Source organism: Micromonospora cabrerizensis, assembly GCF_022230955.1.
Lineage (GTDB): Bacteria > Actinomycetota > Actinomycetes > Mycobacteriales > Micromonosporaceae > Micromonospora > Micromonospora cabrerizensis.
In genome coordinates, this window is the sequence record NZ_JAKKFI010000034.1 from 1 (window position 1) to 26,905 (window position 26,905).

Consider the following 26,905-nt stretch of genomic DNA (forward strand, 5'->3'; position numbering starts at 1 on the left):
GACGGGTCCGCCGGTGGGGCGGCACGGCCGGCCAGCGAGTCGCCGTGGGCGTACCCGCCGCAGCGGCCGGCCGGCGCCCCCACACCGACGCAGGACGAGGGCGCGACCGCGACCCCTCCGATCCCGGCCCCGCCGGGGCCGCAGCCGCACGCCGGCCTCCCGCAGGCCGGCCCCGGTCCGGCCGGTCATTCGTTCGACCCGACGATCCCCGGTCAGGCTGGCCCGACGCCGATCCCACCCCCGCCCGACCTGACGCAGTTCGGCAACCTGCCACCGCAGGTGCCCCAGCAGGCCGCGCCGCCCGGGCCGTTCCCGCCGTCCCCTGGTTGGTACCCACCGCCCTGGCAGCAGGGCCCGCCCGGCGCACCTCCTGGTCAGCCTTACCAGGAGGCCGAGGGGACGGCCCAGGTGCCGACCACCGGATACCCGGACGCCACCGGATACCCGGACGCGAGCTGGACGCCGGAGTCAACGGCGGTGCCGACCGCCGAGGACTTCAGCAAGCGTCGGCAGGTCCGGCCCGCCGACCCGGTGGCGACCATGGGCGTCCGCGCGGTGGTCAACAAGATGGGCCTGCTCAAGCTCTCTCCTGGGCGACACGAACAGGAGCTCAAGCGGGACATCGAGATGGTGCGCCGCAACTTCGGCGGGCTGCGGCAGGTGACCGTGGTCAACCCGAAGGGCGGCGCCGGAAAGACGGTGGCCATCCTGCTGCTCGCGATGACGTTCGGTCAAAAGCGCGGTGGCTACGTGCTGGCGTGGGACAACAACGAGACCCAGGGCACGCTGGGGATGCGCGCCCAGCAGGACTTCCACTCCCGCACGGTGCGGGACATGCTGCGTGACCTCGGGCAGTTCCAGGGAGCGCACGGGCGGGTCGGCGACCTGTCGCAGTACGTCCGCTCCCAGGGCGAGGGGATGTTCGACGTCCTGGCCTCGGACGAGTCGGCCACGGGTGGCGAGATGTTGACCGCGGCCGCGTTCGCCGAGATCCGCGAGGTGGTCAGCCGGTTCTACAAACTGATCTTCGTGGACACCGGGAACAACGTGCGGGCGCAGAACTGGCAGGCCTCGATGGACGCCACCGACCAGTTGGTGGTCACCATGTCGGCCCGTAACGACTCGGCGGAGACGGCCGCCCGGATGCTCGACCACCTGGAGCAGAGCGGTCGGCAACGGCTGGTCCGGCAGGCGGTGACGGTGGTGTCGATGCCGCCGTCCCGCAAGGAGATCGACCTGCCGGCCATCCAGGAGCACTTCGCGGCCCGCACCCGGGCGGTGCTGCTGGCCCCGTACGAGCGGCTCATCGACACGGGTGAGCCGATCCGGTACGGCGGGCTCTCCTCGGCCACCCGGGACGCCTGGCTGAAGATCGCCGCCGCGGTTGCCGAAGGCCTGTAAGCGGCCGACGGCCGGCCCGATGTCGGGCCGGCCGTCGGACCGGGGTCAGTTGCTGGCGAGCGCGTCGGCCGCTTCCGGGTCGCAGTCACGCAGGAACTGGGCGCAGCGGGCCGCCTCGTCGGCCTCGCCGATCTCGTCCGCAGCTCGGGTCAGCACGTAGAGGCACCGGAGGAAGCCCCGGTTGGGCTCGTGTGACCACGGCACCGGGCCGTGCCCCTTCCACCCGCTGCGGCGCAGCTGGTCGAGGCCCCGGTGGTAGCCGGTGCGCGCGTAGGCGTACGCCGTCACGACCTGGTCCTGTGCGAAGGACCGGGCCGCAAGCTCCGCCCAGGCCGCGCTGTAGGTGGGGAAGCCGGCCGCCACGCTGGCGAACGCCTCATCGGTGCCGGCCTCCTCGGCGGCAGCCAGGGCGGCGTCGGCCTCGTCGTTCGCGGGCAGGCGGGTGGCCGGGGGCTCTGGCAAAAGGTTCTGCATCGCCCCATTCAACCCGCTGGACAGGGCGACACGCGAGCGGGTCGGCCGACACGTTCCGCTGAACGGCTGAGGAGTTGGTCACGCCTGCGGCCTATGCCGCTGCCAGGTGTTTTCCACTACAACTAATGGTCCGGAGCCTCCCCAGGAACCGGTAACGCAGGAGCCCGGTGGCCACGGCCACCGGGTTCCTGTCGTTTCACCCCGGGCCCGAGGTTTGGCCGCCCCCGGGACAGGGGCAGGATGGCCCGGTGCCGACCCCACCTCCTGCGGACGTCATCGAGCCGCACCTGCACGCGGGCGAGATCCAGACCCGGGACGAGTTCGACCGCCAACTGGCCACCGGCCGGCTGAGTGGGCTGACCGTGCAGGGCCTGCGGCTCGACCTCGCACCGGTGCCCGACCTGACCGGCATCGACGTCGCCGGCACCCTCTTCGTAGGCTGCCGCTTCGCGTCCCGGGACGTCGGCGCCGACCTGGTCCGACGCGGCGCGAACGTGGTGCCGCCGTTCTCGGGGCTGCCGTACCCGACCCAGCCGACACACCTCTACACCCCGGAGGACCTGGCTGCGGGCTTCGCCGAGGGTGGGTTCACCGGGATGTACGACACCCGGGTGTACGACCACTACCGCGCGCACGGCGGCGCGCTGCCGGACGTCAAGGAGGCGCTGGGTCAGCGGCTGCACGACCACGGGGTCGACAACGCGTTGGCGGATGCCACCCGGGCCTGGCTGGCCGGGCACGGGCCGCAGTCGGTGGTGGGCATCATGGGGGGGCACGCGGTGCGGCGCGGCAGTCCCGCGTACCGGATGGCGGCCGTGCTGGGTTGGGAGCTGGCGCGGGCCGACCGCCTGGTGGTGACCGGCGGCGGGCCCGGGGTGATGGAGGCGGCGAACCTCGGCGCCTACCTGGCGGACCGGCCGGCGACGGACGTGACAGCCGCGATCGACCTGTTGGCCACGGCACCGGACTTCACCGACCACCACCGGTACACGGCCACGGCGCTGACGGTCCGGCAGCGGTACGCGGGCGTTCCCCGGCAGCGGGGCGACGACCTGGGCTGGGCGCGAGCCGGTGGGCTGGCCATCCCGACGTGGCTGTACGGGCACGAACCGGCGAACCTGTTCGCCGGGCGGATCGCCAAGTACTTCTCCAACGCGATCCGGGAGGACACCATCCTGCGACTCGCCCGGGGCGGCATCGTCTTCGCGCCGGGGCGGGCGGGCACGGTGCAGGAGGTGTTCCAGGCGGCCACGAAGACCTACTACGGCACCGACGGCGCCAGCGGCGCGTACGTCTTCCTGGATCGCGCCTACTGGACCGCGGAGTTGCCGGTGGAGGCGTTGTTGCGTCCGCTGCTGGCCGCGTCCCCGTTCGGTGACCTGTCGGCGACGATCCACCTCACCGACGACGTGCGCGAGGCCGTTCGCCTGCTCACCTCGTGAACGACGACGGCCGGCTCCCCGCGAGGGAAGCCGGCCGTCGGTGGTACGTCGTTACTTGGTCATCGTGGTGCCGGTGGAGCGCAGGTGCTCGCACGCCTCGACGACGCGGGCGGCCAGGCCAGCCTCGGCGGCCTTGCCCCAGGCGCGCGGGTCGTACTGCTTCTTGTTGCCGACCTCGCCGTCGATCTTCAGCACGCCGTCGTAGTTGCGGAGCATGTGGTCCGCGACGGGCCGGGTGAAGGCGTACTGGGTGTCGGTGTCGATGTTCATCTTCACCACGCCGTAGTCCAGGGCCTCGCGGATCTCGCTCAGCAGGGACCCCGAACCGCCGTGGAAGACCAGGCTGAGCGGCTTGTCCTTGCCGTACTTGGCGCCGACGGCGTCCTGGATTTGCTTGAGGATCTCCGGACGGAGCTTGACGTTGCCCGGCTTGTAGACGCCGTGCACGTTGCCGAAGGTCAGCGCCGCCATGTAGCGGCCCTTCTCGCCGAGGCCGAGCGCCTCGACCATGGCCAGGCCGTCATCGGTGGTGGTGTAGAGCTTGTCGTTGATGGCGTTCTCGACGCCATCCTCCTCGCCACCGACGACGCCGACCTCGATCTCAAGGACGATCTTGGCCTTGGCGGCCTCGTCGAGGAGCTGGGCGGCGATCTCCAGGTTCTCCGCGACCGGCACGGCCGAGCCGTCCCACATGTGCGACTGGTAGAGCGGCTCCTCGCCGCGCTTCACCCGCTCCTGCGAGATGCCCATCAGCGGACGGACGAACTTGTCCAGCTTGTCCTTCGGGCAGTGGTCGGTGTGCAGGGCGATGTTGACCGAGTACTTCTTGGCCACCTCGTGCGCGTACGCGGCGAACGCCACCGCTCCGGTGACCATGTCCTTGATCGACGGGCCGGAGAGGTATTCGGCGCCACCGGTGGAGACCTGGATGATGCCGTCGCTCTCCGCGTCGGCGAAGCCCTTGAGCGCCGCGTTCAGCGTCTGGGAGGAGGTCACGTTGATCGCGGGGTACGCGTACCGGCCAGCCTTGGCGCGGTCCAGCATCTCCGCGTAAGCCTCGGGGGAAGCGATGGGCATGTTAAACGCTCCTTACTTACCACTCTCGGCCGTGCTGGCCGCTGTTGTTCATTTGTGCGCCGGACCGCGCTGTCCTCCGCCCGGCAGTATCCCGTAGGTGGGGTCTGCCGGAACAACCGACCCGGGTGCCAGCCGTTTCACCGGCGGTCCAGGTTGTCCGGCACGATGACGCTGATCAGCCAGGTGACCACGGTCATCACGATGGCTCCCCAGAACGCCGCCCAGAAACCGTCCACCTGGAACGGCAGGTCGAGCCCGCGGGCGATCCGGTCGGTGAGCAGGAACAGCAGGGCGTTGACCACCAGCGCGAACAGGCCCAGGGTCAGCAGGTAGAACACGCAGCCGACGACCTTGATCAACGGCTTGAGCACGGCGTTGATCACGCCGAAGATCAGTGCCACCACGATCAGGGTGAGTACGGTGTTGCCACCCGAGCGGCCGTGCACGTCGACACCGGGCACGATCAGGGTGGTTATCCACAGAGCGACCGCGGTGATCGCCAGTCGAATGAGGAAGCCCACGGCCCCATCCTGGCATCGGGTCGCGTCGTCGAGGGCTGATTCCGCCTACTCCGCTTCCGGGCGCGGTGCCGGCCCAACCCGTACGGTGGGTGGGAACCGTGCCCCGAGACCCCGGGAGGGACAATGGGTCAGCCCGACGAGGACTTCATCCCCGGCGACCACCTCGCCCCGGACGAGCGCGACCCGGAGGCCGATTCGGCCGACGCGGTCGAGCAGGCCACGGTGGTCGGCCCCGCCGACGCCGACGGCGAGCCCCAGCGTGGCCTGGAGGTCGGCGACTGGGACGCGATGGAGCAGGCCCGGGTCGTCACCGGGGACGAGGACGACTACCGCTGACCCGGTCGCAGAGTCGACTGTCCGTTGCGACAGAGCTGCTCAGCCGTTCGGGTCATTAGACGGACATCGATCCTAAAAGGCCACCGGAAGAGCCGGGGCCTCCCTAGGTTGGACGGGCGCCACCTGTATCCCCACGGGAGGACCCCCATGCTCAAGCACTCGATCCGCTGGCTGGTAGGGCTCGGCGTCGCAGGCGCGCTGGTCGCCGCCTCCGCCACCCCGGCCGTCGCCGCTGCCGACATCGAGCCCTACGTCCAGGACACCACCCTGGCCGTCGGCTCGACGAAGAACACCCGTCTGTTCCTGTACTCCGATGAGCCGGCGACCCTCAACGACGTCTCCGTGCGGTACGACTACCGCTCCCTCGCCAACAAGATCACCATTGTCCCCGCCGATCAGCAGGAGTGCGCCGCACCGGAGCCCGGCGTTCTCGTCTGCGAGGAGCCCTTTGGCGTCTCCCTCAGCGAGCTGCCGCCTCTTGGCAGCGGGATCCACCGCGGCGTGACCAAGCGGGTGGACATGGCGGCCACCCAGGACGCGCAGGTCGGCGACTCCGGCAACGTCGTGGTCAGCTTCGAGGCGGCCGGCGGGCAGCGGGGCAGCTACACCTCGCAGGTACGCATCGGCGAGGGGGTGGACCTGGCCGGCGGGCCGTTCACCACCCACTCCTCAAAGCCGGGCGGGAAGGTCACTGTGCCGCTGGCCGTGACCAACGTCGGCGACAAGCCCGTCACCGGGTTCGTCGCGGTCTTCGACCTCGGCTATTCGATCCGGACCAAGGACCGGTTCAGCAACTGCCTCTATTCCGGCGACCACCTGCTCTCCTGCCGGTTCGACGAGGAGATCCCGGTGGGCTCGGGGTTGGCCACCACACTGAACTTCGAACTCGCCAAGGACACCTACGCCCCGACCAACCAGACCGGCTACGCCGAGTTCATGACCATTGCCGACTTCGAGGACCTGACCCGCGTACGGGAAGCCGTCGGCGCTCGCGCGGCCACCCGCGGGGGCGGCCCGAAGCTGACCCTGGCCGAGGCACCCAGCCGGATGCGGCAGGCCGACCAGACCGACGTCGGCCCGGGCTACAACTACACCGGTTGGACCATCAAGGTCAGCGGCAGGAACGGCACCGACCTCGCGGCGATCGGAGCCACGCTCAGGGGCAGGGCCGGCGCCGTCGTCACGGCAACCGTCGGATTCCGGAACAACGGCCCCGCGACGCTCGACAAGACGAACGCAGACTGGGAGGCAGCCACCCACACGGTCGTCGAGCTGCCACCGGGCACCACCGCCGTCGAGATCCCCGCCAGCTGTCACTTGCGGCCGGGCACCCGCACGTACCAGTGCGCCTCGGAGATGCTCCTGGTGGCCGGCCAGACCTACACCATGACGTTCCGGCTGCGCATCGACAAGGTCATCCCCAACGCCCGGGGCACGGTGCACGTCAACGCGCCCTGCGAATGCCCCGGCGGCGGCAACTTCGAGGACGACACCAAACCGGTCAACGACCGGGCCACGATCGTGGTCAACGCTGTTCAGGGCGGTGGCGGTGGTGGTGGCCAGGGCAGCGGTGACGGTGACGGTGGCGCGCTGCCCATCACCGGTTCTCCCACCGGCCTGATCGCCGGCATCGGTGGCCTGCTGCTCGTCGCGGGCGTGGGCGTCCGTCTGCTCGCCCGGCGGCGAACCGACCGCCTCGTCGTCTGATCCACCCACCGACCGGCGCCCCGTCGACCCGTACCAGGCCGACGGGGCGCCGTCGTGGTCCGCACGGACCGATGATGAGCATCACCGCGCGGCGATGTCGCCGTCAGCGAGTGGGGCTGACCTGCCCGGGGTGACGGGCCACCCAGTCGCCCAGCCGGTCCTCGCGCAACGCGGCCAGGAACTCCGGGGCGAGCTTCGGGTCGGCCTGCACGAAGTGACTGGACCCGGTCGGCTCGCCGACCGGCAGACTGAGCCCGACCGGGTCCACCGATCGCAGCGTCGGAACGAGCCGCATCAGATCCAGCATGGTGGCCTCACCCGGTGACACGGCGAGGTCCGGGCCGACGGCACCCAGCAGCTTGGCGAGTCGTACCGGATTCGTGAGCACACCCTGGTCGGAGGCCGACCGGACCAGCCCGGCCGCGAAGATCCGGGCGTTGCGGTCCCGGCCCTGACTGCCGTCGGGCAGCCCGTACCGCTGGCGGAGCAGGTCGACCGCGGCAGCACCGTCGAGCCGCTGGCACGCCGCGGGAAAGACCCGCTGGGTGTGGGCCGACTGCACCCGCTCGGGCAGGCAGACCGGCACGCCGCCGACCTCGTTGGTCAGCGTGCGCAGAGCGGAGTACGTCAACACCACTCCCGTGTCGATGCGGACGCCGGTCAGCGTCGCCACCGTCTGCCGGGTCAGCTCGTAACCCTTGGTCAGATCCGGTGGTGAATGGCCCGCACCGAGCGGAAACGCCGCGTTCAGCTTGTCGGTGTCATGGCCGTTGATCGGCACCTTCAGGTCGCGGGGCAGTGAGACCAGGTACGGGCGGCTGCGGTCGGACGGGATGTGCAGCAGCAGCACCGAGTCGGCCAACGGTGGGACGGACCCCCGGTTGTCGATGCCGACGAGCAGGACGTTCACCGCACCCGCCGCCACCGGCCGATCCGACGCACCGGTCAGACCGGCGGCCTGCGGCGGCCCGGCGCTCTCCGGGGTGAAGAGAGGCACCCCGATGCCCAGTACGCCGAGCACGGCCAGGGCCGTGCCACCGGCCTGCCAGCGTCGACGCAACTGCCGCCGACGCCTCGCCAGCCGGTCGATGGCGGCCCGCAGCGGGCCGGTCGACGGGGTCAACGGCTCGTGCCGAACGAACGCGGCACGCAGGTCGTCCTCAATCATGTTCACGCCTCCACGTACTCGGCCCGGAGCGTGGCGAGGGCCCGGGAGATGGACGAACGGACGGTCCCGACGGCGCAGCCGAGGATGTCGGCGATCTCGACGTCGGGCAGGTCTTCGTAGTAGCGCAGTACCAGGGCGGCCCGCTGCCGACGCGGCAGCCGGGACAGCCAGGACCAGATCTCGTCCCGGTCGACGGCGGACTGGGCGTGGTCGGTGGTCACCGGCACGGTCGAGTCGGGCTCGCCGCGCAGCAGCACCCGGCGGACCCAGGAGCCGCGCCGCCAGTCGACGTACTGGTTGGTGAGCATGCGGCGCACGTATCGCTCGGGTGAGTCCGCCCGGGCGACCCGACGCCAGTTGAGCTGGACCCGGACCATGGTTTCCTGAACCAGATCCTGAGCCTGGTGCGGATCGCCGGTCAGCATCACCGCGTACCGCAGTAGCGGGGCCAGCCGCGTGTCCGCGAACTCCTCGTACGTCACTGCACCTCCCGGGTCTCCTGCCTCACATGACGGGAGCGGACCGACCGATCATTGCGGCGACGCCGATCAACCTTTTGGTTGATGTTGCTGGACAGGCGGTTTCCGGGGCTGCAGCCAGCCTTAAGGGTTCCTTAAGATCCACACGCTCCACCTGAACCCTCACCTGGAGGAACCTCCCTCATGCTCACCCACTCCACCCGGCGCTGGCTTGCCGGACTGGGCGTAGCAGGCGCGTTCGTCGCAGCCTCCGCCGGTCCCGCCGGAGCCGCCGCTCCGGCACCTGAGTACGGCCTGTACTTCCAGAACGTCACCGTCGCCCCCGACTCGCCTGGCGTGGTCGCGAGCGCGCAGTTGTACAGCTCGGCGCCGGCCGTCCTCAACGAGGTCACGGTCCGTTACGACTACCGCTCGCTGACCGGCAAGGTCACGCTGGCTGGCGGCACCGGCAATGACTGCGCCCCCGACGGTGCCGGGGTTCTCACCTGCGTGAAGCACTTCCCACTCGTCGTCGACGAGGTATTCGGCGGATCTCTCGACGAGGTACTGATCGTGCCGACGGAGAAGGCGGCCGTTGGCGACGCGGGTGAGCTGAAGATCAGCGTCAAGTCCGCGGACAAGGCCGTCGCCAGCTTCACCTCCCGGATCCAGGTAGGCGAGGGCGTCGACCTGGCGGGTGGGCCTGACACTCGGGTGAAGGCGGCACCCGGTGGCGCGTTCGAGGTTCCGCTGGTAGTCCGAAACGTCGGCAAGACCGACGTCAAGGGTGTCGTGGCGCTGTTCGACACCGATTACGGCATCCGAACCAAGGAGCGCTTCGAGAACTGCTACTACGAGGAGGACTTCCTCTTCGCCTGCGAGTTCGATCAGACGATCGCAGCGGGCACGGGTGGCACGACGACCATCAACTATGAGGTGGCCAAGGACGCCTATGCACCGGGCACCCAGGGCGGCGGCATCTGGCTGCTCACCCCGGGGGATCTCGCGGACCTCAACGACGTACGCGAGAAGGCTGGCGCCAAGGCAGCCCGCAAGGGCGCGGGCAAGAAGCTTTCGCTGGCCCCACTGGCCGGCGCTCGTGGTGCCCGAGCCCTGCAGACGGACACCGACCCGAGCAACAACCACAGTTCCGTGCGGGTGGAGGTCACTGGCAAGAACGGGGCCGACCTGGAGGCCGTCGGTGCCACGCTCACCGGCAAGAAGGGTGCGGTGCTGACCGCCGCGCTCGGCTTCCGCAACAACGGTCCGGCAACGCTGGAGCGCATCCGCGACGAGGCCGACGTGACCTTCGTCGACGTGACCGTGCCGAACGGCACCACTGCCGTCGAGGTGCCGCTGGAGTGTGCTCCGCGTACCGGCAACGACGCCGAGTGGGACGAGGCCGGCACCCCCGGCGCGGCGGGATACCGGTGCTACTCGGGCCCGTTCGCCCCCGCGGGCGAGGAGCTGACCGGCGAGTTCAAGTTCCGGATCGACACGGTGATCGCCAACGCCACCGGCACGGTCAAGGTCAACGTGCCGTGCAAGTGCGATGGTGGCTTCTACGCCGACCTGAAGCCGGCCAACGACACCGCCAAGATCCTGGTGAACGCCGGCGGCACGGGCGGTGGCAACGGCGGCGGCGACAACGGCGACGGTGGCGGTCTGCCGGTCACCGGTCAGTCCACCGGCCTGATCGCCGGCCTCGGCGCGCTGCTGCTCGCCGCGGGCGTCGGTGGCTACCTGGTGGCCAAGCGCCGCCGGACCCGCTTCGTCGCCTGACCCATCTCGCACCACCGGTGCCCCGTCGACCTTCTGGTTGGCGGGGCATCGTCCTGTCGGAACCTTGGCTGCCGATGGCGGCTCCGAGCCCGCCCGTACCGTGACGTCAAGCACCGGGCGGATCGGCGGGGCACCTAGACTACGGTCGTGCCGTCGCCAAGGGCGACTAACCACACCCCACCCGGTAGACACTTCGGAGGTCGCCTCGTGTCGACGCCCATCACCACCCTGGCCCTGGGCCCGGACTGGCTCGATCCGGAGGTGTTGATCTCGTCGTTCGGGCTACTCGGCATTCTGGTCATCGTCTTCGCCGAGTCCGGCCTGCTGATCGGCTTCTTCCTGCCGGGAGACTCGCTGCTCTTCACAGCTGGTCTGCTGACCGCCGACGGGAAGTACATCACCTACCCACTCTGGCTGGTCTGCCTGCTGATCACCCTCGCGGCGATCGCCGGGGACCAGGTGGGATACGCGTTCGGCCGGAAGGTCGGCCCGTCGTTGTTCCGCCGTCCGAACTCCCGGCTGTTCAAGCAGGAGAACGTGATCAAGGCGCACGAGTTCTTCGAGAAGTACGGCGCGCGCTCCATCGTGCTGGCCCGCTTCGTGCCGATCGTGCGGACGTTCACGCCGATCGTGGCCGGCGTCAGCCGGATGAACTACCGCACCTTCGTGACCTACAACATCATCGGCGGGGTGCTCTGGGGCACCGGCGTGACGGTGCTCGGCTATTTCCTCGGCCAGCTCCCGTTCGTCAAGGCGAACATCGAGCTGATTCTGATCGCGATCGTGGCGATCTCGGTGGTGCCGATCGCGGTCGAGTTGCTCCGGGCCCGCATGGCGGCCAAGCGCGGCACCACCGCGGCGGAGCGCGCCGCAGCCGAGGAAGCCATTCGGGAGACCCGCCAGAACTACGGCAAGCACTGACCCTGTCGTGGCCGGCCCGGCGCCGGCCGTCCGGTGCCCTCCCCGGTGGGGATGGCACCGGACTATCGGTACTACGACGACGACGGCCGGCCCCCTGGTGCGGGGGTCGGCCGTCGGCATGTCGGACCCGGCCTCCGGCGGTGCGGCCGGGGACGAGCAGGTGTCACTCACCGATGGCGCCACCCCTGGCTCGCCACCGGACGCCGTCCCGGCGCGGGACGACGTGCAGCGCCTATGTCAGCGAGCCTTCTTGGTGGCCCGCTTACGCGGCGGGGTCAGCAGGTCCGCGATCGTCGCGATCGCACTCGGGACCAGGCTGTAGTACGCCCAGACACCGCGCTTCTCCCGCTGCAGCAAGCCTGCCTCGGTGAGGATGCGCAGGTGGTGACTGACCGTCGGCTGAGAGAGGCCGAGCGGCGCCGTCAGGTCACAGACGCACGCCTCGCCCTCGGGGGCCGACTGGATCAGGCTGAGCAGCCGCAACCGAGCAGGATCAGCAAGGGCCTTGAGGACCCCGGCGAGACGCTCGGCATCGGCACGTTCGATCGGCTCGCCGTTAAGCGGCGAGATCTGAGGCATAGTCATTTCGGCCAACGCAGTTCCCACGTATTCCATCCTTCCACCAGCAGCATCGATCCGCCTGCATATCAGCAGATCCGAATCGGCAAACTTTTACGCCACAAGGCCGAGGTCAGCCAACGTATAGGCCGCCCGGTATGGCAATCCGGCGGCTCGCACCGCGTCGCCGGCGCCTCGATCAACAATAACCGCCACGCCTACGACTTCCGCCCCGGCCTCACGAAGTGCCTCGACAGCGGTCAACACACTTCCGCCTGTCGTGGACGTATCCTCCACCGCCAACACCCGACGGCCGGCCACCTCCGGTCCTTCGATCCGCCGTTGCAGACCGTGGGCCTTGCCCGCCTTGCGCACCACAAAGGCGTCCAGGGCCCGACCGGTCGGAGCGGCGGCATGCAGCATCGAGAGCGCGACAGGATCCGCGCCCAGAGTGAGGCCGCCGACGGCGTCGTACTCCCAGTCGGCGGTGAGGTCGAGCAACACCCGGCCGACCAGAGGAGCGGCCCGGTGATGGAGCGTGACGCGCCGCAGATCCACGTACCAGTCTGCCTCACGCCCCGAGGAGAGCACGACCCGTCCGTGGACCACAGCCAGGTCGGTAATGAATTTACGCAGGTCGTCGTGGTCCCCCATGGCGATAGAGGTTACTGCGCAACTCTGAACGCCGTGTGTGGGGTCCACCCTGATCAGCCCGGTGGGGGACCGATGGTTGGCGATGTTCGACTACGCTCAGCAACTGGCTCGATAGCGGCGCGCCAGCAGCATCCCGACGACCTCCGGGGCCCGGTGGGCCGGTCGAGGCTCAGCCCTCGTCGCGACCGATCCGGCCGCGGGTGTCCCTCGCGACCGCCTGGAGCAACCGGCGGGGGGCGTGCCGCATGCCGGCAACGACCATCTTGTACTTCCACGCCGGAACGCTGACCATCTTGCCTTTGCGCAGGTCACGCAGGGCTTCGTCGACCACATCCTCGGCCCGCAGCCACAGCCACTCCGGCGTCTTGGACATGTTGATGCCGGCCCGCTGGTGGAACTCTGTGCGGGTGTAGCCGGGGCACAGGGCCATCACGCGGACGCCGAAAGGCCGCGCCGAAAGGCCGACGGACTCGCTGAAGTTGGTGACCCACGCCTTGCTGGCCGAGTAGGTCGAGCCGGGCATCGCCGTGCCGAAACCGGCAACCGAAGAGACATTTATCACTGCCCCATTCCGTCGTTCGGTCATCGGTCGCAACGCCGCCAGGGTCAGCCGCATGACCGCGTGCACGTTGAGCCGCAACAGGCGCGCCTCGTCCTCTGCGGTGGAGCGCAGGAACGGTTTGTTGAGGCTGATGCCGGCGTTGTTGACGAGCAGGTGCACCGGGCTGCCGTCGGCGAGCCGTCGCTCCACGACGGCGCAGCCGTCGTCGGTGGACAGATCCGCCGGGATCGTCTCCACCGGGCGGCCGTGGGCGGAGCCCAACTCGGTGGCCAGCTCGGTCAGCCGGGCCGCGTCACGGGCGACCAGCACCAGGTGCCAGCCGTCGGCGGCCAGCCGCCGGGTGAACGCCGCGCCGATGCCTGCGGTGGCCCCGGTGATCAGTGCCCGGCGCTCGGCAGTCGTGGGGTCGAGCGTCACGGGGTGGTCCTCACCTGGGCGGGTACGGGGGCGCGGGCGGCGGCTGGTGCGGGGCGTGCGGGAACGCCGGTGGTGCGGACGGGACGGTCGGCGCGGTCGAGCGGTGGCGACCGAACCAGGCGTTCGCCGCCGGCAGGGCCAGCAGCGTAGCTACTACAAGGTAACCGAGCCCCTGCGCGACCGAAAGCCCGGCGTTGAGCGGAATCCACCACGACGGGTACGCGTCGCCGATCAGTCCCAGCAACTCGGCGACGGCCTGCTCACCGGAGCCGAGTTGCAGTGGCGCGGCTCGTTCGCCGATCAGCACCGCCACGCTGCAACAGCCGGCGAGCAGACCAAGCCCGCTGACCACCCAGGTGGCCACCCGGACGCCGTTGCGACCCGCCAGCAACCCCAGGGCCAGGCCGGCGAGCACCGGCGCGCTGAGCGCGGCCACCACCGCCGACAGCACCGCGGACGCGCGGAGCAGGGTCACCACGTCGTCGATCTGCTCGGGGCTGGCCGAGGTGTCCCGGGCAGCGGAGCGGAACGCGTCGACCGTCCCGCCCAGCACCACCAGGTCGACCACGGCGTACGCGAGGGCACCAACTGCCATCACCAGCAGCGCGCCCGCAGCCATCAGGACGACGGCGGGCCGGCGGGCCGATGCCGATTCCGGGTACGACACGACGAATCCCTCCGGTAGGCGTCGGGTTGCAACCTACTCGGAGGGATCGTCGGCGTCGTGCTTATCGGTCGGTCAACTCGTCGACGGCGGGGTTGACCCGGGACGGTCCGCGGGCGGCGTGTCGTCCGGCCGGTTCGTGGCCGGTGGCGGCGTGTCGTCCGGCCGGTTCGTGGCCGGTGGCGGCGGGTAGCTCGGCTCCCCACCCGACTGCGGGTATCCGGGCTCACCGGACGACTGCGGGTAGCCGGGCTCACCGGACGACTGCGGGTAGCCGGGCTGACCCGGGGCCTGCGGGTAGCTGGCGCCCGGGGTCGGCGGCGCCCACGCCGCGGTCGGCTTGCGGAAGAACGCGTTCGCCTTCGGCAGCGCCAGCAGGATCAGAGCCGCAAGCAGCGCGATCAGGCTGACCACACCGAGCAGCAGGCTCACCGCGGTGGCCCAGGAGGGCAGGGCCTCCTCCAACCGGCGCTGGACCTCTTCACTGCTCGGCCCGTTGGCGCCGGTGTCGCCACCGGCGGTGAAACCACCGGCCGCGTTGCTGAGCAGGCCACCACCCACGCAGCAGACCATGATGCCGCCGACGATCCAGGTGGTGATCCGGGCACCGTTGCGGCCCTGGTTGTTGAAGAGGGCCAGAACGCCCAGCACGACCGCCAGCAGCAGCACCAGAATGGCGCTGCCGAGGCCGATGGCGTAGAAGACGTCACCCACCTGGTCGGCGTTTTCGACGTTGCTTCCCGCGTACGCGTCACGGAGGGCGTCGCGCGTCTTACCGATGGTGCTGAGCGTGATGATCAGAGTGATCACCTGGCACGCCAGGAACAGGAAGAGCAGGTAGCTGGAAATCGACACAATGGATGGCCGCTGACGGGCCGGCGTGCTCTGGGAATCGACCACGATTCTCCTTCCCTAAGATCGCGCCCACACCGTATCGACAACGGGCCACTTCGGCATGCCGTGACGACCCCGCGCGTCCCACCCGGTTCGGCTCAGTGCACCCCGGACGTCAGTGCTCCCCGGACGTGGGACGGATCGTCAGGTCGGCGGGGTCGAGCAGGTCACCTCGGGCGACTCGCCAGCCCTCTTCGCCGTACGCCTCGAAGGAGAGCCGCGCGGTGCCACCCGACTGGTAGTCGTGGTAGCGCATCGTCCCGGCCGACGCCAGCCCGGTCTCCCCGGTGGCGGTGTAGCGCGCCTGCCCGGTCTCGGCCCAGGTGTAGCGCCGCCCGCCGAGGTCGATGGTCGGGGCGCCCGGGGTGACGGTCGCGCCCGGCTCGGCCGTCCAGAGCACCAGCTCGAGTTCCGGGCCGTCCTCCACTGAGAGCCGGTGGCGGGTGCCGGAGTCGTCGTCGAGCAGGTGCTGCACCCAGCTCCAGTCGCCCTCGACCAGGCGGACCGTCCCACTCACCACGTACTCCCGGGCCTGGATCCGTACCCGGTCGCCCGGGGCCAGGCGGAGTGGGCCGCCACCCGGCTGCCCCGCCGAACGGCCGGGTGGCAGCGCGCCGTCGGGCCGGGCCGCGGCTCGCAGCCGGGCTCGCACGATGATCACGACCACGGCCGCCACGAGTACGGCAAGGGCCCCCACCAGGTACATCGCTGACCCGCTCACCCGACCACCTCCCCAGGTACGTCGGGGCAGACGGTAACAACCGTCGGCACCTTCCGGACCCGTACGGTGACGGACGGCTCAGCTACCGACGGCACCCGTGGTGTCGCCCGGTGTGCACCATCGCACTGTGGATTGCGGATGACTCACGCCGCAGCGAGGCGCTGGGTGGCGTAGTTGCCGATGGTTTCGCGGTCCATGACGCAGCCGACGAAGGTGGTGAACTCGCTCGGGTCGTCGCGCAGCGACGTCCAGGCCGCTCGGGCCGCCGCCGGGTCGATCCGCTCCAGCAGCGTCGCCGCGTACGCCCGGCCGGCGGGTGTGCCGTCGGCGAGCACCCGGTCGAGCTGCCGGCGTACTTCCTCGGGGTGGTCGTCGAGGGCGGCCTCGACGCGTTGGTACGCCTCGGTCACCGGCAACAGCTTGCCGGCGAAGCCGACCCCACCAAAGGCAAGCGTGTCGGCCGCGACCAACGTGTCGACAGCCGCACCGAGTTCCCGCTCCCAGGCCTTCCGCATCCCGAACATGCCCCCACCCTTTCCCCGCCGGCCTCCACTCCACCCTGTTGATCAAGAGGTTTGCGTCATGAGAAGACGACACCATGACGCAAACCTCTTGATCACCGTGTTCAGGCGGGGGTTACCGCCAGGGTGTTGGTGGTCGTGTTCCTTTCCACCTTCACCGTCTGGCCGTCGCGGATCTGGCCGGACAGGAGGGCCTTCGCCAACTGGTCGCCGATCGCCGTCTGGACCAGGCGACGCAGCGGGCGAGCGCCGTAGATCGGGTCGTAGCCGTGCTCGGCCAGCCAGTCCCGGGCGGCGTCGGTGATCTCCAGGCCGAGCCGGCGGTCGGCCAACCGCCGCCGCATCCGGTCCAGCTGGATGTCGACGATCGAACGCAGGTCGTCGCCCCGCAGCGAGGCGAAGACCACGATGTCGTCCAGCCGGTTGAGGAACTCCGGCTTGAAGTGCGACCGCACCACGGCGAGGACGCCCTCCCGGCGCTGCTCCTCGGCCAGCGTCAGGTCGCCGATCACCGACGAACCGAGGTTGGACGTGAGGACGAGGATGGCGTTGCGGAAGTCCACCGTACGGCCCTGACCGTCGGTGAGCCGACCGTCGTCGAGCACCTGGAGCAGCACGTCGAAGACGTCCGGGTGGGCCTTCTCCACCTCGTCCAGCAGGATCACCGAGTACGGCCGGCGGCGCACCGCCTCGGTGAGCTGGCCGCCCTCGGTGTAGCCGACGTAACCGGGCGGGGCGCCCACCAGACGGGCGACCGAGTGCTTCTCGCCGTACTCGCTCATGTCGATGCGGACCATCGCCCGCTCGTCGTCGAAGAGGAACTCGGCGAGGGCCTTGGCCAGCTCCGTCTTGCCGACACCGGTGGGGCCGAGGAAGAGGAAGCTGCCGGTCGGGCGATCCGGGTCGGCGATACCCGCCCGGGCACGGCGTACCGCGTCGGAGACCGCCCCGACCGCCTCGGCCTGGCCGACCACCCGGCCGCCCAGTGACTCCTCCATCCGCAGCAGCTTGGCCGTCTCGCCTTCGAGCAGGCGGCCGGCGGGGATGCCGGTCCAGGAAGCGACCACCGCGGCGATGTCGTCCGCGCCGACCTCTTCCTTGAGCATCGCGCCGTCGGCCTGGAGCTGGGCCAGCTCCTCCGCGGCCTGCTTCAGCTCGACCTTGAGGGCGGGGATGCGGCCGTAGCGCAGCTCGGCGGCGCGCTCCAGCTCACCGTCGCGCTCGGCGCGCTCGGCCTCGCCGCCGAGGCGCTCCAACTCCTCCTTGGCCGTGGAGAGCTTGGTGATGTGGCTCTTCTCCGTCTGCCAGCGCTCGGAGAGCACGGTGAGCTGCTCGCGCTTGTCGGCCAACTCCTTGCGCAGCCGCTCCAGCCGCTCGGCGGAGGCAGCGTCCGGCTCCTTGGCCAGCGCCATCTCCTCGATCTCCAGCCGGCGGACCGCCCGCTCGATCTCGTCGACCTCGACCGGCCGGGAGTCGATCTCCATCCGGAGCCGGGACGCGGACTCGTCGACCAGGTCGATCGCCTTGTCCGGCAGGAACCGGTCGGTGATGTAGCGGTCCGACAGCGTCGCGGCGGCGACCAGGGCGGCGTCGGTGATCCGTACGCCGTGGTGCACCTCGTAGCGCTCCTTGAGCCCCCGCAGGATGCCGATGGTGTCCTCGATCGTCGGCTCGCCGACCAGCACCGGCTGGAAACGGCGCTCCAGAGCCGGGTCCTTCTCGATGTGCTCGCGGTACTCGTCCAGCGTGGTGGCGCCCACCATCCGCAGCTCACCACGGGCCAGCATCGGCTTGAGCATGTTGCCGGCGTCCATCGAGCCCTCGCCCTTGCCGGCGCCGACGACGGTGTGCAGCTCGTCGAGGAAGGTGATGACCTGCCCGTTGGAGTTCTTGATCTCCTCCAGAACGGACTTGAGTCGCTCCTCGAACTGCCCCCGGTACTGCGCGCCGGCGACCATCGCGCCGAGGTCCAGCGAGATCAGCTTCTTGTCGCGCAGCGACTCGGGCACGTCACCGGTGACGATCCGCTGGGCCAGCCCCTCGACGATCGCGGTCTTGCCGACGCCGGGCTCGCCGATCAGCACCGGGTTGTTCTTCGTACGCCGGGAGAGCACCTGGATGACGCGGCGGATCTCGGAGTCACGGCCGATGACCGGGTCGATCTTGCCGTCCCGGGCGCTGGCGGTGAGGTCGACGCCGTACTTGGTCAGGGCCTGATAGGTCTGCTCCGGGTCGGCGGTGGTGACCCGACGGTCGCCACCCCGCACGGTCGGGAAGGCCGCGACCAGGGCCTCCTCGGTGGCACCGGCCGTCTTCAGCGCACCGGAGACGGCACCGCCCACCCGGGCCAGGCCGGCGAGCAGGTGCTCGGTGGAGGTGTACTCGTCGCCCAACGGCCGGGCGATCTGCTCGGCGGCGCCGATGGCGTTGACGAACTCCCGGGCCAGGGTCGGCTCGGCGATGCTGGAGCCGCGGGCGGCGGGCAGGCCGTCGACCGCGCGCTGGGCGGCCCGGCGCAGCTCGGTCGGGTCGGCCCCGACGGCGCGCAGCAGACCGGTGGCGGTCGAACCTTCGGTGTCCAGCAGTGCCAGCAGCAGGTGCCAGGGCTCCACGGTGGCGTGACCACGCTGGTTGGCCAGCGCGACGGCGCCCGTGATGGTTTCGCGGCTCTTGGTGGTGAGTTTTTCGGTGTTCATGGGCTCCCCCGGATCGGCGTTGTCCACTGGGTTGGACACAACCAGAGTTGAGCGTATTCCGCTCAACCTTAGCGCGTGATGCCCATCACTCTCGGCGACGCCACCGCCAGTCGAACTCTCCCGCCGCGGGCGCCGGGCCGGGCAGCGGGTCCGCGGTCGGCACGGTCGACAGACCCGCCAGCAGCACCGCGAGCTGGCGTCGGCGCAACTGCCCGGTCCGCTCCGGATCGGGTACGCGCACCGCGGCGCACGCCTCCAGCAGCAGCCCCAGATCCTGCACCACCGCATCGGGGCGCAGCCGCCCGCTGGCGCGGGCCCGCTCGAACAGGGCGGCGGCCAACTCGCCGGCGCGCATCGCGTCCCGACCCATCTCCTCGGTCGGGGTGAACGTGCCGGCCAGGTGGACGGTGAGCGAGTGCACGTCGGCGTCGACCACCCGGGCCAGGAAGGCGCTGAACGCGGTCCAGTCGTCCGGCTCACCGAGGGCCGCCTCGGCCTCGGCGACGTACCGGCGCAACCCGTCGTGGCAGAGCTGGCGCAGCAGGTCCTCCTTGCCCGCGTACCGCCGGTAGAGGGCACTGATGCCGACGCCCGCGCGTCCCGCGACGGCGGCGATCGGCGCCTTCGGGTCGTCCAGGAAGACCGCGCGGGCGGCTTCGAGGATGACCTCGTCGTTGCGGGCGGCCTGGGCGCGGCGGCCGGCCAGCGTCTTGGCGGGGGGATTCGGCATGACCCCACACTACCAGTGGAACGGATCGTTCCGGTCTGCTACTCTGATTGCAGAACGAAACATTCCGTTCCGAAGGAGTTCCGATGACCGGCACCGCGATCCGCCCGTTCCGCGTCGACATCCCGCAGAGCGCCCTCGACGACCTGGCCGACCGGCTGGGCCGCACCATCTGGCCCGCCGAGCTGCCGGGCGCCGGCGACGCGTACGGGATGAGCACCGACCGGGTCCGCGCCCTCGCCGACCGGTGGCGGAACGGCTTCGACTGGCGTTCCGTGGAGGCCCGCCTGAACGCCCACCCGCAGTTCGTCACCGAGATCGACGGCGAGCGGATCCACTTCCTGCACGTCCGGTCGACCCGGGCGGACGCCACCCCGCTGGTGCTCACCCACGGCTGGCCCGGCTCGGTGCTGGAATACCTCGACGTGATCGCCCCGCTCACCGAGCCGACCGACCCGGACGCGCCGGCCTTCCACGTGGTCGTCCCGTCGCTGCCCGGCTTCGGCTTCTCCGGCCCGACCCGCAGCGCCGGCTGGAACCGGTTCCGCACGGCCCGCGCCTGGGCCGAGCTGATGCACCGCCTGGGGTACGCGAACTACGGCGCGGTCGGCAACGACGCCGGCTCGATGGTCGCGCCGGAGCTGGGCCGGGTCGACCCGGAGCGGGTGCGCGGCGTCCACGTCACCCAACTCTTCTCGTTCCCCTCCGGCGACCCGGCCGAGTTCGCCGGGCTGTCCGAGGCGGACCAGGCGGCGCTCGGGCACCTCCAGTGGTTCTACGAGAACAAGTTCTCCTTCAACCAGGTGCACAGCCAGCAGCCGCAGACCCTGGCGTTCGGGCTGGCCGACTCCCCGGTCGGTCTGCTCGCCTGGAACGCGCAGCTCTTCGACGAGGGCCTGGACGCGGACTTCATCCTGGCCAACGTGGCGCTCTACTGGCTCACCGGCACGGCCGCGTCGGCGATCCGGTTCTACTGGGAGGACGCGCACGCCGAGCAGTCATCGACCACGCCCACCACCGTGCCGACCGCGCTGGCCATGTTCCCCGGTGACTTCCAGTCGATCCGCCGTTTCGCCGATCGGGACCACGCGAACATCGTCCGGTGGACCGTGTACGACAACGACGTCGAGGGCCGCGGTGACGTCGGCGGTCACTACGCCGCCCACCAGGCCACCGAGGTCCTGGTCGCCGACATCCGTGAGTTCTTCGCCAGCCTCCGCTGAGCGGGTCGCGGGGTTGATCGACTCGGGTTCCTGAAAGTCGGGGTGTCCTGCCGGTTCGGATGCCCCGACTTCAATGAACCGGAGTCGATCATGTCCGTTGGGACGCGTTCGGGACGGTCGGAGGGCGCGGTTACTCCAAGATCTGCGTTCTGTTCACGAAGCGGTAGCCTTGGAGAGTGCGAGTACGTGTCGAGCAGACCGCCCTACCCGGGATCGGGGTACGCCACGATCTGGTGACGGAGTCCGGACGCCGCCTGGGCGTTGTCTCCCACCGCAATGGCCGCCGTGATCTCGTCCTGTACGACCCCGACGATCCCGACGCCTGCCAGTCGGACATCCCGCTGACCGACGACGAGGCTGAGGCCCTGGCCGACATCCTCGGCGCGTCGCTGATGCTCGGCCAGCTCTCCGGGCTGCGCGAGCAGGCCGCCGGTCTGCTCACCGAGCAGATCGCCATCACGGCCGGGTCCCCGTACGTCAACCGCAAGCTCGGCGACACCAAGGCGCGTACCCGCACCAGCGCCTCCATCGTGGCAGTGCTGCGCGAAGGCGAAGTGATCGTTTCGCCACTCCCCTCCTTCCGCTTCGCGGCCGGCGATGTGGTGGTCGTTGTCGGGACCCGTAGGGGTCTCGACGGCGTGTCCGCCATCCTCGCCGACAGTGACCCGGACGGCTGAGGCGGATGCACGATTTCACCACGCTGCTCATCGAAGTCGGTGCGCTGCTGCTGCTGCTCGGGCTCCTCAGCCGGCTCAGCCGGCGCTTCGGCCTCTCTCCCATTCCCCTCTACCTGCTCGCCGGGCTCGCGTTCGGGCACGGCGGGCTACTGCCGCTGGACGCCAGCGAGGAGTTCTTCGCAGTCGGCGCCGAGATCGGCGTCATCCTTCTGCTGGTGATGCTCGGTCTGGAGTACTCGGCCAACGAGCTCGTCGGCAACCTGCGCTCGGCGGCACCGGCAGGGTTGATCGACGGCGTCCTCAACGCGTTACCCGGCGCGGGGTTCGCCCTGCTGCTCGGCTGGGACTGGGTCGCCGCCCTGGTGCTCGGCGGCATCACCTGGGTCTCCTCCTCCGGAGTGATCGCCAAGGTCCTCGCCGACCTGGGCCGGCTCGGTAACCGGGAAACCCCGGTGATCCTCTCGGTGCTGGTCATCGAGGACCTGGCGATGGCCCTCTACCTGCCGCTCGTCACCGCCGTACTGGCCGGCACCGGCCTGCTCGGCGGCGGGATCGCGCTCACCGTCGCGGTGGGCACGGTGCTGATCGTGCTGGTGGTCGCCATCCGGTACGGCCACCTGATCTCGTCCGCCCTGTCGGCGAAGGACCCGGAGGCGCTGCTCCTCGGCGTACTCGGTCTGACGTTGCTGATCGCGGGCCTCGCCGCGTCGCTCCAGGTGTCGGCGGCGGTCGGCGCGTTCCTGGTCGGCATCGCCCTCTCCGGCCCGGTGGCGCACCACGCCACCGAGTTGCTCTCGCCGCTGCGGGACCTGTTCGCCGCGGTGTTCTTCGTCTTCTTCGGCCTGACCACCGACCCGCAGGACATTCCGCCGGTGTTGCTGCCGGCACTCGCCCTGGCCGTGGTCACCATGGCGACGAAGACGCTCACCGGCTACCTCGCGGCACGTCGGGTGGGCATCGCGGAACCCGGCCGATGGCGGACCGGCCTCGCACTCGTACCCCGAGGCGAGTTCTCCATCGTCATCGCCGGGCTCGCGGTCGCCGCCGGGAGCGTCGAGCCGCAGTTGGCGGCGCTGGCCGCGACGTACGTCCTGATCACCGTGGTGACCGGGCCGATCCTCGCCCGACTGCCGGACTTCCCGTGGTTCAAGCGGTGGCTGCGCACCCGCGCGGCGGCCCAGCGGCGGGAGCAGATTCCGGTCGTCGACTCACTGCACTGATCCGGACGACGTCAGCGACTGGTCCACCTGAACGCGGCGGCTGCGTGGGTCGCACCCTCGCGTAGGTAGAAGCGGTGCGCCTCGGTGCGCCCAAGGCCGGATTCAAGGAAGACGTAGTCGGCACCCTGTTCGTGTGCCCACGCCCGGGCCGCCGCCAGAAGGCCGGAGCCCACACCCCGGGAACGCCATTCGGGGTGCACGGCGAGATCCTCGACCGAGGCCCGGCGGCCGAAGCGCACCGAGAGGATGTCCAGGTAGACGCTGGCCACCCCGACCAACTGGTCGTCAGGTGACCGGGCTTCGAAGAGCGCGACGTCCTCGTGGGCGAGCAGCTGCGTGGTGCGCTCGACGGCGCGATCGCGGTCCCAATCCACGGGACGGCTACCGGGAGGGGCGAAAAGCCACTCCAGCCCCGTGACGAACTCCTCGGCGCCCCGCTGTAACCGTCTAACGTGGATTGTCATAGGAGCATCATCGGCTGCGCTGTCGATGCAATGGACCCGCCCGTGCCAACGGTTGCGGAATTGCTCCTCGCGGGTACTACCGCACTGCTCGACGGCGGGTTACCGTTTCGCCCCAGCAGCCAGGGTCCGCAGGCGATCGGTGCCACCGCGGGCGAGAGCGGAAGGTTGGCCGGTGAGCGTGCAGGAGTCGACGTTCCACGGCTTCGCCAACCCCGTCGATCCCAGTCCGGCGGAGTTGCGAGCCTGGGCGTACCAACCTGATTCGGTGCCGTTGGCGTCGATGCCGCCCGACTGGGACCTGCTGGTCTCCGGCGATCGACTGGTGTTGACGCTCTTCGAGTTGGCGATGGACCCGTCCTGCCCGGCGCGGCGCTTCGCGTTGCACTGCCTCTACATCTACGCGGCCGACGGCATCCGGACGAACTTCCGCGCCCACCCGAAGCGTCGCTTCCGCAAGCTCGTCGAACAGGCCGAGCGGGACGGCGACGAGCTGATGAAGATCTGGGCGCACAACGGCCGGGTGCTGCTGGCCCGACCGGATCTGTTCGTCTACCGGGACTGGTGCGAGGGCGGCCTGGTCCGCGAGAACCGCCGCCTCGGCTGAGGTCGGCAACGTCCCGGCCCGCACTCACCTCAGGCGAACGGGCCGGGACCCCCGCCCTGGCATCACCGTGTCCCGGCCCGCACTCATGACGGCGAACGGGCCGGGACCCCCCGTGGGTCCCGGCCCGCACGTCGGTCGCCGGTCAGTCCTGTTGCCGTTCCGTCTCGGCTCGTCCCTTGTCGCCGCCGTGGTCGCCTTGTTCGGCGAACCGGCCTCCGACGACCCGGTCCCGGTAGGTCCCCTCGGTCACCTTGTCGAACTTCTTGCGGACGGTCTCGGCCAGGTCTTCCAACCGTTCTTCCGTCTGCTGGGCGACCTTCTTCGCCGGTTCCGCCATCGCTCCCCCTCGCCATGCCGGTAGGTCCGTATTAAGCCGATTGGACCCGTATCGACAGGCTAACCGAAGCGGCCCGGACCGCGCCGGGAAATCCGGTACGGTCCGGGCCAAAGAGGCAGCGCCGGGTGAGCGGTTGGTCAGCGATCGGGCATCCGGCGGGGTCGCCAGACCACCAGCGCGGTGGACGTGCGGTTGGTCGGCACCAGGTCCCGGCCCGGGAAGCGGGCCAGCGACTCCAGCTCAGCCACTCTGCGGTACGCGGCGTCCAGCTCCGCCTCCAACCGGGCCACCCGCTGCTGCGCCTGCTCCAGCAGCCGCTCCAGCCCGATGATCCGCTTGACGCCGGCCAGGTTGATCCCGTCGTCCTGGCTGAGTCGCTGGACCTCGCGCAGCAACACCACGTCGCGGACGCTGTACCGACGCCCGCCACCAGCGGCCCGGCCGGGCTGCACCAGCCCCAGCCGGTCGTACTGGCGCAGGGTCTGTGGGTGCATCCCCGCCATCCTGGCCGCGACCGAGATCATCAGAACCTTGGCCTCGTAGGCAGGGTCACCCGAACCGAGGAACTCGCCCGACATGCCGCTCACCTCCGCGTCCATTCCATCGGACTAACCGACCCGACGCACCCGAGCGTCGAGATGTTCCCGCGCCGCCGGCGGGCTCTGCTCGGCGAACGCCTCCAGTGCCGCGCGCGCCTCGTCCGACAGTCGGGCCGGGACCACCACGTCCAACGTGACCAGCAGGTCACCGGCCTGCCCGTCGCGGCGGACCACACCCTTGCCGCGCGCCCGCAGCACCCGCCCGCTCGGCGTTCCCGGCGGAACCCGCAGGGTCACCGCACCGTCGAGCGTGGGCACCCGCAGGTCCGTGCCGAGCACGGCCTCCGCGAAGGTGACCGGCACGGTCAGCGTCAGATCGTCACCGGTACGCCCGAACAGCTCGTCCGGCCGAACCTTGACGTGCACGAAGAGGTCACCGGCGGGGCCGCCGCGCTCGCCCGGCTCACCGCGCCCGGCCAGCCGGATGCGCTGGCTGTCGGCCACCCCGGCCGGGAACCGTACGTTCATGGTGCGGGTCTTGGTGACCCCGCCGCTGCCGTGGCACTCCGGGCACTTCTCCTCGACCACGGTGCCGACGCCCTGACAGTTGCGGCACGGCTCGGAGAAGCTGAACGCCCCCTGGTCGCGGGTGGTCACCCCGGCGCCGTGGCAGACCGGGCAGGTGCGCGGCTGGGTGCCGGGCTTGGCACCGTTGCCGTGGCAGGTCTCGCAGACTCCCGGTGCGCGAAGCGTCAGGGGCAGCGTCACCCCGCGGACGGCGTCACCGAAGTCCAGTGCCACCTCTGTCTCCACGTCCCGACCGCGGGCCGGACCGCGCGGGGCGGCCTGACCACCGGCCTGACCACCGGTGAAGATCGAACTGAACAGGTCCTGGAAGCCGGCGCCCCCGAAGCGACGGTCGCCGCCTCCACCGCCGCCGAACATGTCGGAGACGTCGAACGGCATACCACCCGGCTGGCCTCCGCCCCGGGCGCTGCGCCGGAACGCCCCCGAGCCGAACAGCGAGCGCATCTCGTCGTACTCGCGCCGGCGGCCGGTGTCCGACAGCACGTTGTAGGCCTCGGACGCGGCCTTGAACCGCTCCTCGGCCTTCGGGTCGCCCGGGTTGTGGTCCGGGTGCGACTCCCGGGCCACCTTGCGGTACGCCTTCTTGATGTCATCCGCGGAGGCGGCCTTGTCCACGCCGAGCACGGCGTAGAAGTCCTTCTCGATCCAGTCCTTCGAACTCACCGGTCCACCTCCTCTCGACCCTCGTGGCCCAGCCGTCCCGCCCACCGCTGCGCGGTGGGCGGGACGGCCCGGTCACTGTCTGGCACTATTCCGGATCCGCGACCGCGACCAGCGCGGGGCGCAGCAGCCGCTCACCGAGCTGGTAGCCGCGCCGCATGACCTGGACGCAGGTCGGCTCGCTGACGTCGGCCGAGGTCTGGTGCGCGACCGCCTCGTGCCGGGTCGGGTCGAACGGGTCGCCCTGCTCGCCGAAGGCGTTCAGGCCGAACTTGCCCAGCGCGGTGGTGAGCTGTTCCGCCACCGTGCCGAACGGCCCGACCAGGTCGCCGTGTTCCCGGGCCCGGTCCAGGTCGTCCAGAATCGGCAGCAGCGCGGCCAGAACCGAGCCGGTCGCCTGCTCCTGCACCAGGCTGCGGTCCCGGTCGACCCGCTTGCGGTAGTTGGCGTACTCCGCCGACACCCGCTGCAGATCCCTGGTGCGCTCGTCCAGATCGGCCCGGAGCGCCTCCAGCTCGGCGCCGAGCGAGGTGCCCGTGCCGCCGCCGTCCACCGGCTGCGCCGGGGCGTCCACCACCGCCGGGCCGGATGGCTCCGGACCGTCGGTCGCGTTGACCTCGACCTCGATCTCGTCGACCACCACCTCGGCGTCCTCGACCAGGCCCTCGGCCGGTACGCCGGTCTCGGCGTCGGCTGCGGTGCCCTCAGGCTCCGACGTGTCGATGAGCTTGCGGTTGTTGCGGATGACGACCCGCTCCTTGTCGCCGTTGGTCGGCTCCGTGGGCGCGGAGCCACCCGGCGTCGACCCGGTGTCGGCCGGGTCGGCGGCTCGTGGCTTCTGCGTCATGCGGCTACCTCATCCCCTTCGCCGTGGATACGTGTCCGAGGCCGG

General features: G+C 70.5%; 29 protein-coding genes. 10 read left to right on the forward strand and 19 right to left on the reverse strand.

Going from position 1 to position 26,905, the window contains the following annotated elements; all coding sequences use genetic code 11:
* Positions 1 to 1,401, forward strand: a 1,401-nt coding sequence (locus LADH09A_RS03265; RefSeq protein ID WP_372492217.1) for a MinD/ParA family ATP-binding protein, incomplete at its 5' end; no start/stop codon positions are given.
* A gap of 45 nt (positions 1,402 to 1,446) precedes the next feature.
* On the opposite strand, the gene LADH09A_RS03270 is transcribed toward LADH09A_RS03265, so the two are convergent.
* Complete coding sequence (locus LADH09A_RS03270) at positions 1,447 to 1,875, reverse strand: DUF3151 domain-containing protein (protein ID WP_238643240.1); 429 nt, start codon at positions 1,873 to 1,875, stop codon at positions 1,447 to 1,449.
* A gap of 248 nt (positions 1,876 to 2,123) precedes the next feature.
* Here LADH09A_RS03270 and LADH09A_RS03275 point away from each other — a divergent pair, with 248 nt between their 5' ends.
* Complete coding sequence (locus tag LADH09A_RS03275; protein WP_238643241.1) at positions 2,124 to 3,317, forward strand: LOG family protein; 1,194 nt, start codon at positions 2,124 to 2,126, stop codon at positions 3,315 to 3,317.
* A 51-nt stretch (positions 3,318 to 3,368) separates the two neighbouring features.
* Here LADH09A_RS03275 and fbaA read toward each other — a convergent pair whose 3' ends face one another.
* Both fbaA and LADH09A_RS03285 read right to left on the reverse strand, forming a co-directional pair.
* A complete protein-coding gene (gene fbaA / locus LADH09A_RS03280; RefSeq protein WP_112677486.1) occupies positions 3,369 to 4,394 on the reverse strand; it encodes a class II fructose-bisphosphate aldolase in 1,026 nt (341 codons plus the stop codon).
* Between the two features lie 137 nt (positions 4,395 to 4,531).
* Positions 4,532 to 4,915 carry a phage holin family protein gene (locus LADH09A_RS03285; protein WP_238643242.1) on the reverse strand — a complete coding sequence of 128 codons (384 nt, stop codon included), beginning with the start codon at positions 4,913 to 4,915 and terminating at the stop codon, positions 4,532 to 4,534.
* 123 nt (positions 4,916 to 5,038) lie between these two features.
* Between LADH09A_RS03285 and LADH09A_RS03290 the strand changes: the two genes are divergently transcribed.
* Both LADH09A_RS03290 and LADH09A_RS03295 read left to right on the forward strand, forming a co-directional pair.
* Positions 5,039 to 5,251, forward strand: a complete 213-nt coding sequence (locus tag LADH09A_RS03290; RefSeq protein WP_238643243.1) for a hypothetical protein — start codon at positions 5,039 to 5,041, stop codon at positions 5,249 to 5,251.
* Positions 5,252 to 5,398: 147 nt separating this feature from the next.
* Positions 5,399 to 6,958, forward strand: coding sequence for an LPXTG cell wall anchor domain-containing protein (locus LADH09A_RS03295; protein WP_238643244.1), 1,560 nt, complete (start codon positions 5,399 to 5,401; stop codon positions 6,956 to 6,958).
* A gap of 103 nt (positions 6,959 to 7,061) precedes the next feature.
* Here LADH09A_RS03295 and LADH09A_RS03300 read toward each other — a convergent pair whose 3' ends face one another.
* Positions 7,062 to 8,126, reverse strand: coding sequence for an LCP family protein (locus LADH09A_RS03300; protein ID WP_238643245.1), 1,065 nt, complete (start codon positions 8,124 to 8,126; stop codon positions 7,062 to 7,064).
* A 2-nt stretch (positions 8,127 to 8,128) separates the two neighbouring features.
* Positions 8,129 to 8,608, reverse strand: coding sequence for a SigE family RNA polymerase sigma factor (locus tag LADH09A_RS03305; protein ID WP_238643246.1), 480 nt, complete (start codon positions 8,606 to 8,608; stop codon positions 8,129 to 8,131).
* A 180-nt stretch (positions 8,609 to 8,788) separates the two neighbouring features.
* Here LADH09A_RS03305 and LADH09A_RS03310 point away from each other — a divergent pair, with 180 nt between their 5' ends.
* Together LADH09A_RS03310 and LADH09A_RS03315 are read left to right on the forward strand one after the other, a co-directional pair.
* Positions 8,789 to 10,366 (forward strand): LPXTG cell wall anchor domain-containing protein, encoded by a 1,578-nt coding sequence (locus tag LADH09A_RS03310; protein WP_238643247.1) that lies wholly within the window; start codon positions 8,789 to 8,791, stop codon positions 10,364 to 10,366.
* Between the two features lie 207 nt (positions 10,367 to 10,573).
* Positions 10,574 to 11,287 carry a DedA family protein gene (locus LADH09A_RS03315; RefSeq protein ID WP_238643248.1) on the forward strand — a complete coding sequence of 238 codons (714 nt, stop codon included), beginning with the start codon at positions 10,574 to 10,576 and terminating at the stop codon, positions 11,285 to 11,287.
* A gap of 237 nt (positions 11,288 to 11,524) precedes the next feature.
* On the opposite strand, the gene LADH09A_RS03320 is transcribed toward LADH09A_RS03315, so the two are convergent.
* From LADH09A_RS03320 to LADH09A_RS03360, 9 genes are all read right to left on the reverse strand, one after another.
* Positions 11,525 to 11,902 carry an ArsR/SmtB family transcription factor gene (locus tag LADH09A_RS03320; protein WP_030332125.1) on the reverse strand — a complete coding sequence of 126 codons (378 nt, stop codon included), beginning with the start codon at positions 11,900 to 11,902 and terminating at the stop codon, positions 11,525 to 11,527.
* Positions 11,903 to 11,959: 57 nt separating this feature from the next.
* Positions 11,960 to 12,499, reverse strand: a complete 540-nt coding sequence (pyrE, locus tag LADH09A_RS03325) for an orotate phosphoribosyltransferase (RefSeq protein WP_238643249.1) — start codon at positions 12,497 to 12,499, stop codon at positions 11,960 to 11,962.
* 169 nt (positions 12,500 to 12,668) lie between these two features.
* On the reverse strand, positions 12,669 to 13,478 hold the full coding sequence (locus LADH09A_RS03330) for an SDR family NAD(P)-dependent oxidoreductase (protein WP_238643250.1): 810 nt from the start codon (positions 13,476 to 13,478) through the stop codon (positions 12,669 to 12,671).
* Positions 13,479 to 13,488: 10 nt separating this feature from the next.
* Entirely contained in the window at positions 13,489 to 14,145 is a 657-nt protein-coding gene (locus tag LADH09A_RS03335) for a hypothetical protein (RefSeq protein ID WP_238643251.1), read from the reverse strand.
* Between the two features lie 72 nt (positions 14,146 to 14,217).
* Positions 14,218 to 15,042, reverse strand: a complete 825-nt coding sequence (locus LADH09A_RS03340) for a hypothetical protein (protein WP_238643252.1) — start codon at positions 15,040 to 15,042, stop codon at positions 14,218 to 14,220.
* Positions 15,043 to 15,151: 109 nt separating this feature from the next.
* Positions 15,152 to 15,757 (reverse strand): DUF4178 domain-containing protein, encoded by a 606-nt coding sequence (locus LADH09A_RS03345; protein ID WP_238643253.1) that lies wholly within the window; start codon positions 15,755 to 15,757, stop codon positions 15,152 to 15,154.
* Positions 15,758 to 15,900: 143 nt separating this feature from the next.
* Entirely contained in the window at positions 15,901 to 16,281 is a 381-nt protein-coding gene (locus LADH09A_RS03350) for a hypothetical protein (protein WP_238643254.1), read from the reverse strand.
* Positions 16,282 to 16,382: 101 nt separating this feature from the next.
* Complete coding sequence (gene clpB / locus LADH09A_RS03355; protein ID WP_238643255.1) at positions 16,383 to 18,974, reverse strand: ATP-dependent chaperone ClpB; 2,592 nt, start codon at positions 18,972 to 18,974, stop codon at positions 16,383 to 16,385.
* Positions 18,975 to 19,059: 85 nt separating this feature from the next.
* Positions 19,060 to 19,704, reverse strand: coding sequence for a TetR/AcrR family transcriptional regulator (locus LADH09A_RS03360; protein WP_238643256.1), 645 nt, complete (start codon positions 19,702 to 19,704; stop codon positions 19,060 to 19,062).
* Between the two features lie 83 nt (positions 19,705 to 19,787).
* Here LADH09A_RS03360 and LADH09A_RS03365 point away from each other — a divergent pair, with 83 nt between their 5' ends.
* The 3 genes from LADH09A_RS03365 to LADH09A_RS03375 all read left to right on the forward strand — a co-directional run bounded on the left by LADH09A_RS03365 (position 19,788) and on the right by LADH09A_RS03375 (position 22,821).
* Complete coding sequence (locus LADH09A_RS03365) at positions 19,788 to 20,924, forward strand: epoxide hydrolase family protein (RefSeq protein ID WP_238643257.1); 1,137 nt, start codon at positions 19,788 to 19,790, stop codon at positions 20,922 to 20,924.
* 176 nt (positions 20,925 to 21,100) lie between these two features.
* The gene (locus LADH09A_RS03370; protein WP_030332098.1) at positions 21,101 to 21,601 is read left to right on the forward strand and encodes a cation:proton antiporter regulatory subunit; all 501 of its coding nucleotides are present in this window, start codon (positions 21,101 to 21,103) and stop codon (positions 21,599 to 21,601) included.
* A gap of 5 nt (positions 21,602 to 21,606) precedes the next feature.
* Positions 21,607 to 22,821, forward strand: coding sequence for a cation:proton antiporter (locus LADH09A_RS03375; RefSeq protein WP_238643258.1), 1,215 nt, complete (start codon positions 21,607 to 21,609; stop codon positions 22,819 to 22,821).
* 11 nt (positions 22,822 to 22,832) lie between these two features.
* Here the strand turns inward: LADH09A_RS03375 and LADH09A_RS03380 are convergent, their stop codons facing one another.
* Positions 22,833 to 23,195 carry a GNAT family N-acetyltransferase gene (locus LADH09A_RS03380; RefSeq protein ID WP_238643259.1) on the reverse strand — a complete coding sequence of 121 codons (363 nt, stop codon included), beginning with the start codon at positions 23,193 to 23,195 and terminating at the stop codon, positions 22,833 to 22,835.
* A gap of 262 nt (positions 23,196 to 23,457) precedes the next feature.
* Between LADH09A_RS03380 and LADH09A_RS03385 the strand changes: the two genes are divergently transcribed.
* On the forward strand, positions 23,458 to 23,889 hold the full coding sequence (locus LADH09A_RS03385; protein WP_179781609.1) for a hypothetical protein: 432 nt from the start codon (positions 23,458 to 23,460) through the stop codon (positions 23,887 to 23,889).
* A 142-nt stretch (positions 23,890 to 24,031) separates the two neighbouring features.
* On the opposite strand, the gene LADH09A_RS03390 is transcribed toward LADH09A_RS03385, so the two are convergent.
* The 4 genes from LADH09A_RS03390 to grpE all read right to left on the reverse strand — a co-directional run bounded on the left by LADH09A_RS03390 (position 24,032) and on the right by grpE (position 26,860).
* Complete coding sequence (locus LADH09A_RS03390) at positions 24,032 to 24,226, reverse strand: hypothetical protein (protein WP_238643260.1); 195 nt, start codon at positions 24,224 to 24,226, stop codon at positions 24,032 to 24,034.
* A 137-nt stretch (positions 24,227 to 24,363) separates the two neighbouring features.
* The gene (locus LADH09A_RS03395) at positions 24,364 to 24,804 is read right to left on the reverse strand and encodes a heat shock protein transcriptional repressor HspR (protein ID WP_088952117.1); all 441 of its coding nucleotides are present in this window, start codon (positions 24,802 to 24,804) and stop codon (positions 24,364 to 24,366) included.
* 30 nt (positions 24,805 to 24,834) lie between these two features.
* Positions 24,835 to 26,016: a molecular chaperone DnaJ gene (dnaJ, locus tag LADH09A_RS03400; RefSeq protein ID WP_238643261.1), complete on the reverse strand. Its 1,182-nt coding sequence runs from the start codon at positions 26,014 to 26,016 to the stop codon at positions 24,835 to 24,837.
* An 85-nt stretch (positions 26,017 to 26,101) separates the two neighbouring features.
* A complete protein-coding gene (gene grpE, locus LADH09A_RS03405; RefSeq protein WP_238643262.1) occupies positions 26,102 to 26,860 on the reverse strand; it encodes a nucleotide exchange factor GrpE in 759 nt (252 codons plus the stop codon).
* Positions 26,861 to 26,905 lie beyond the last annotated feature (45 nt).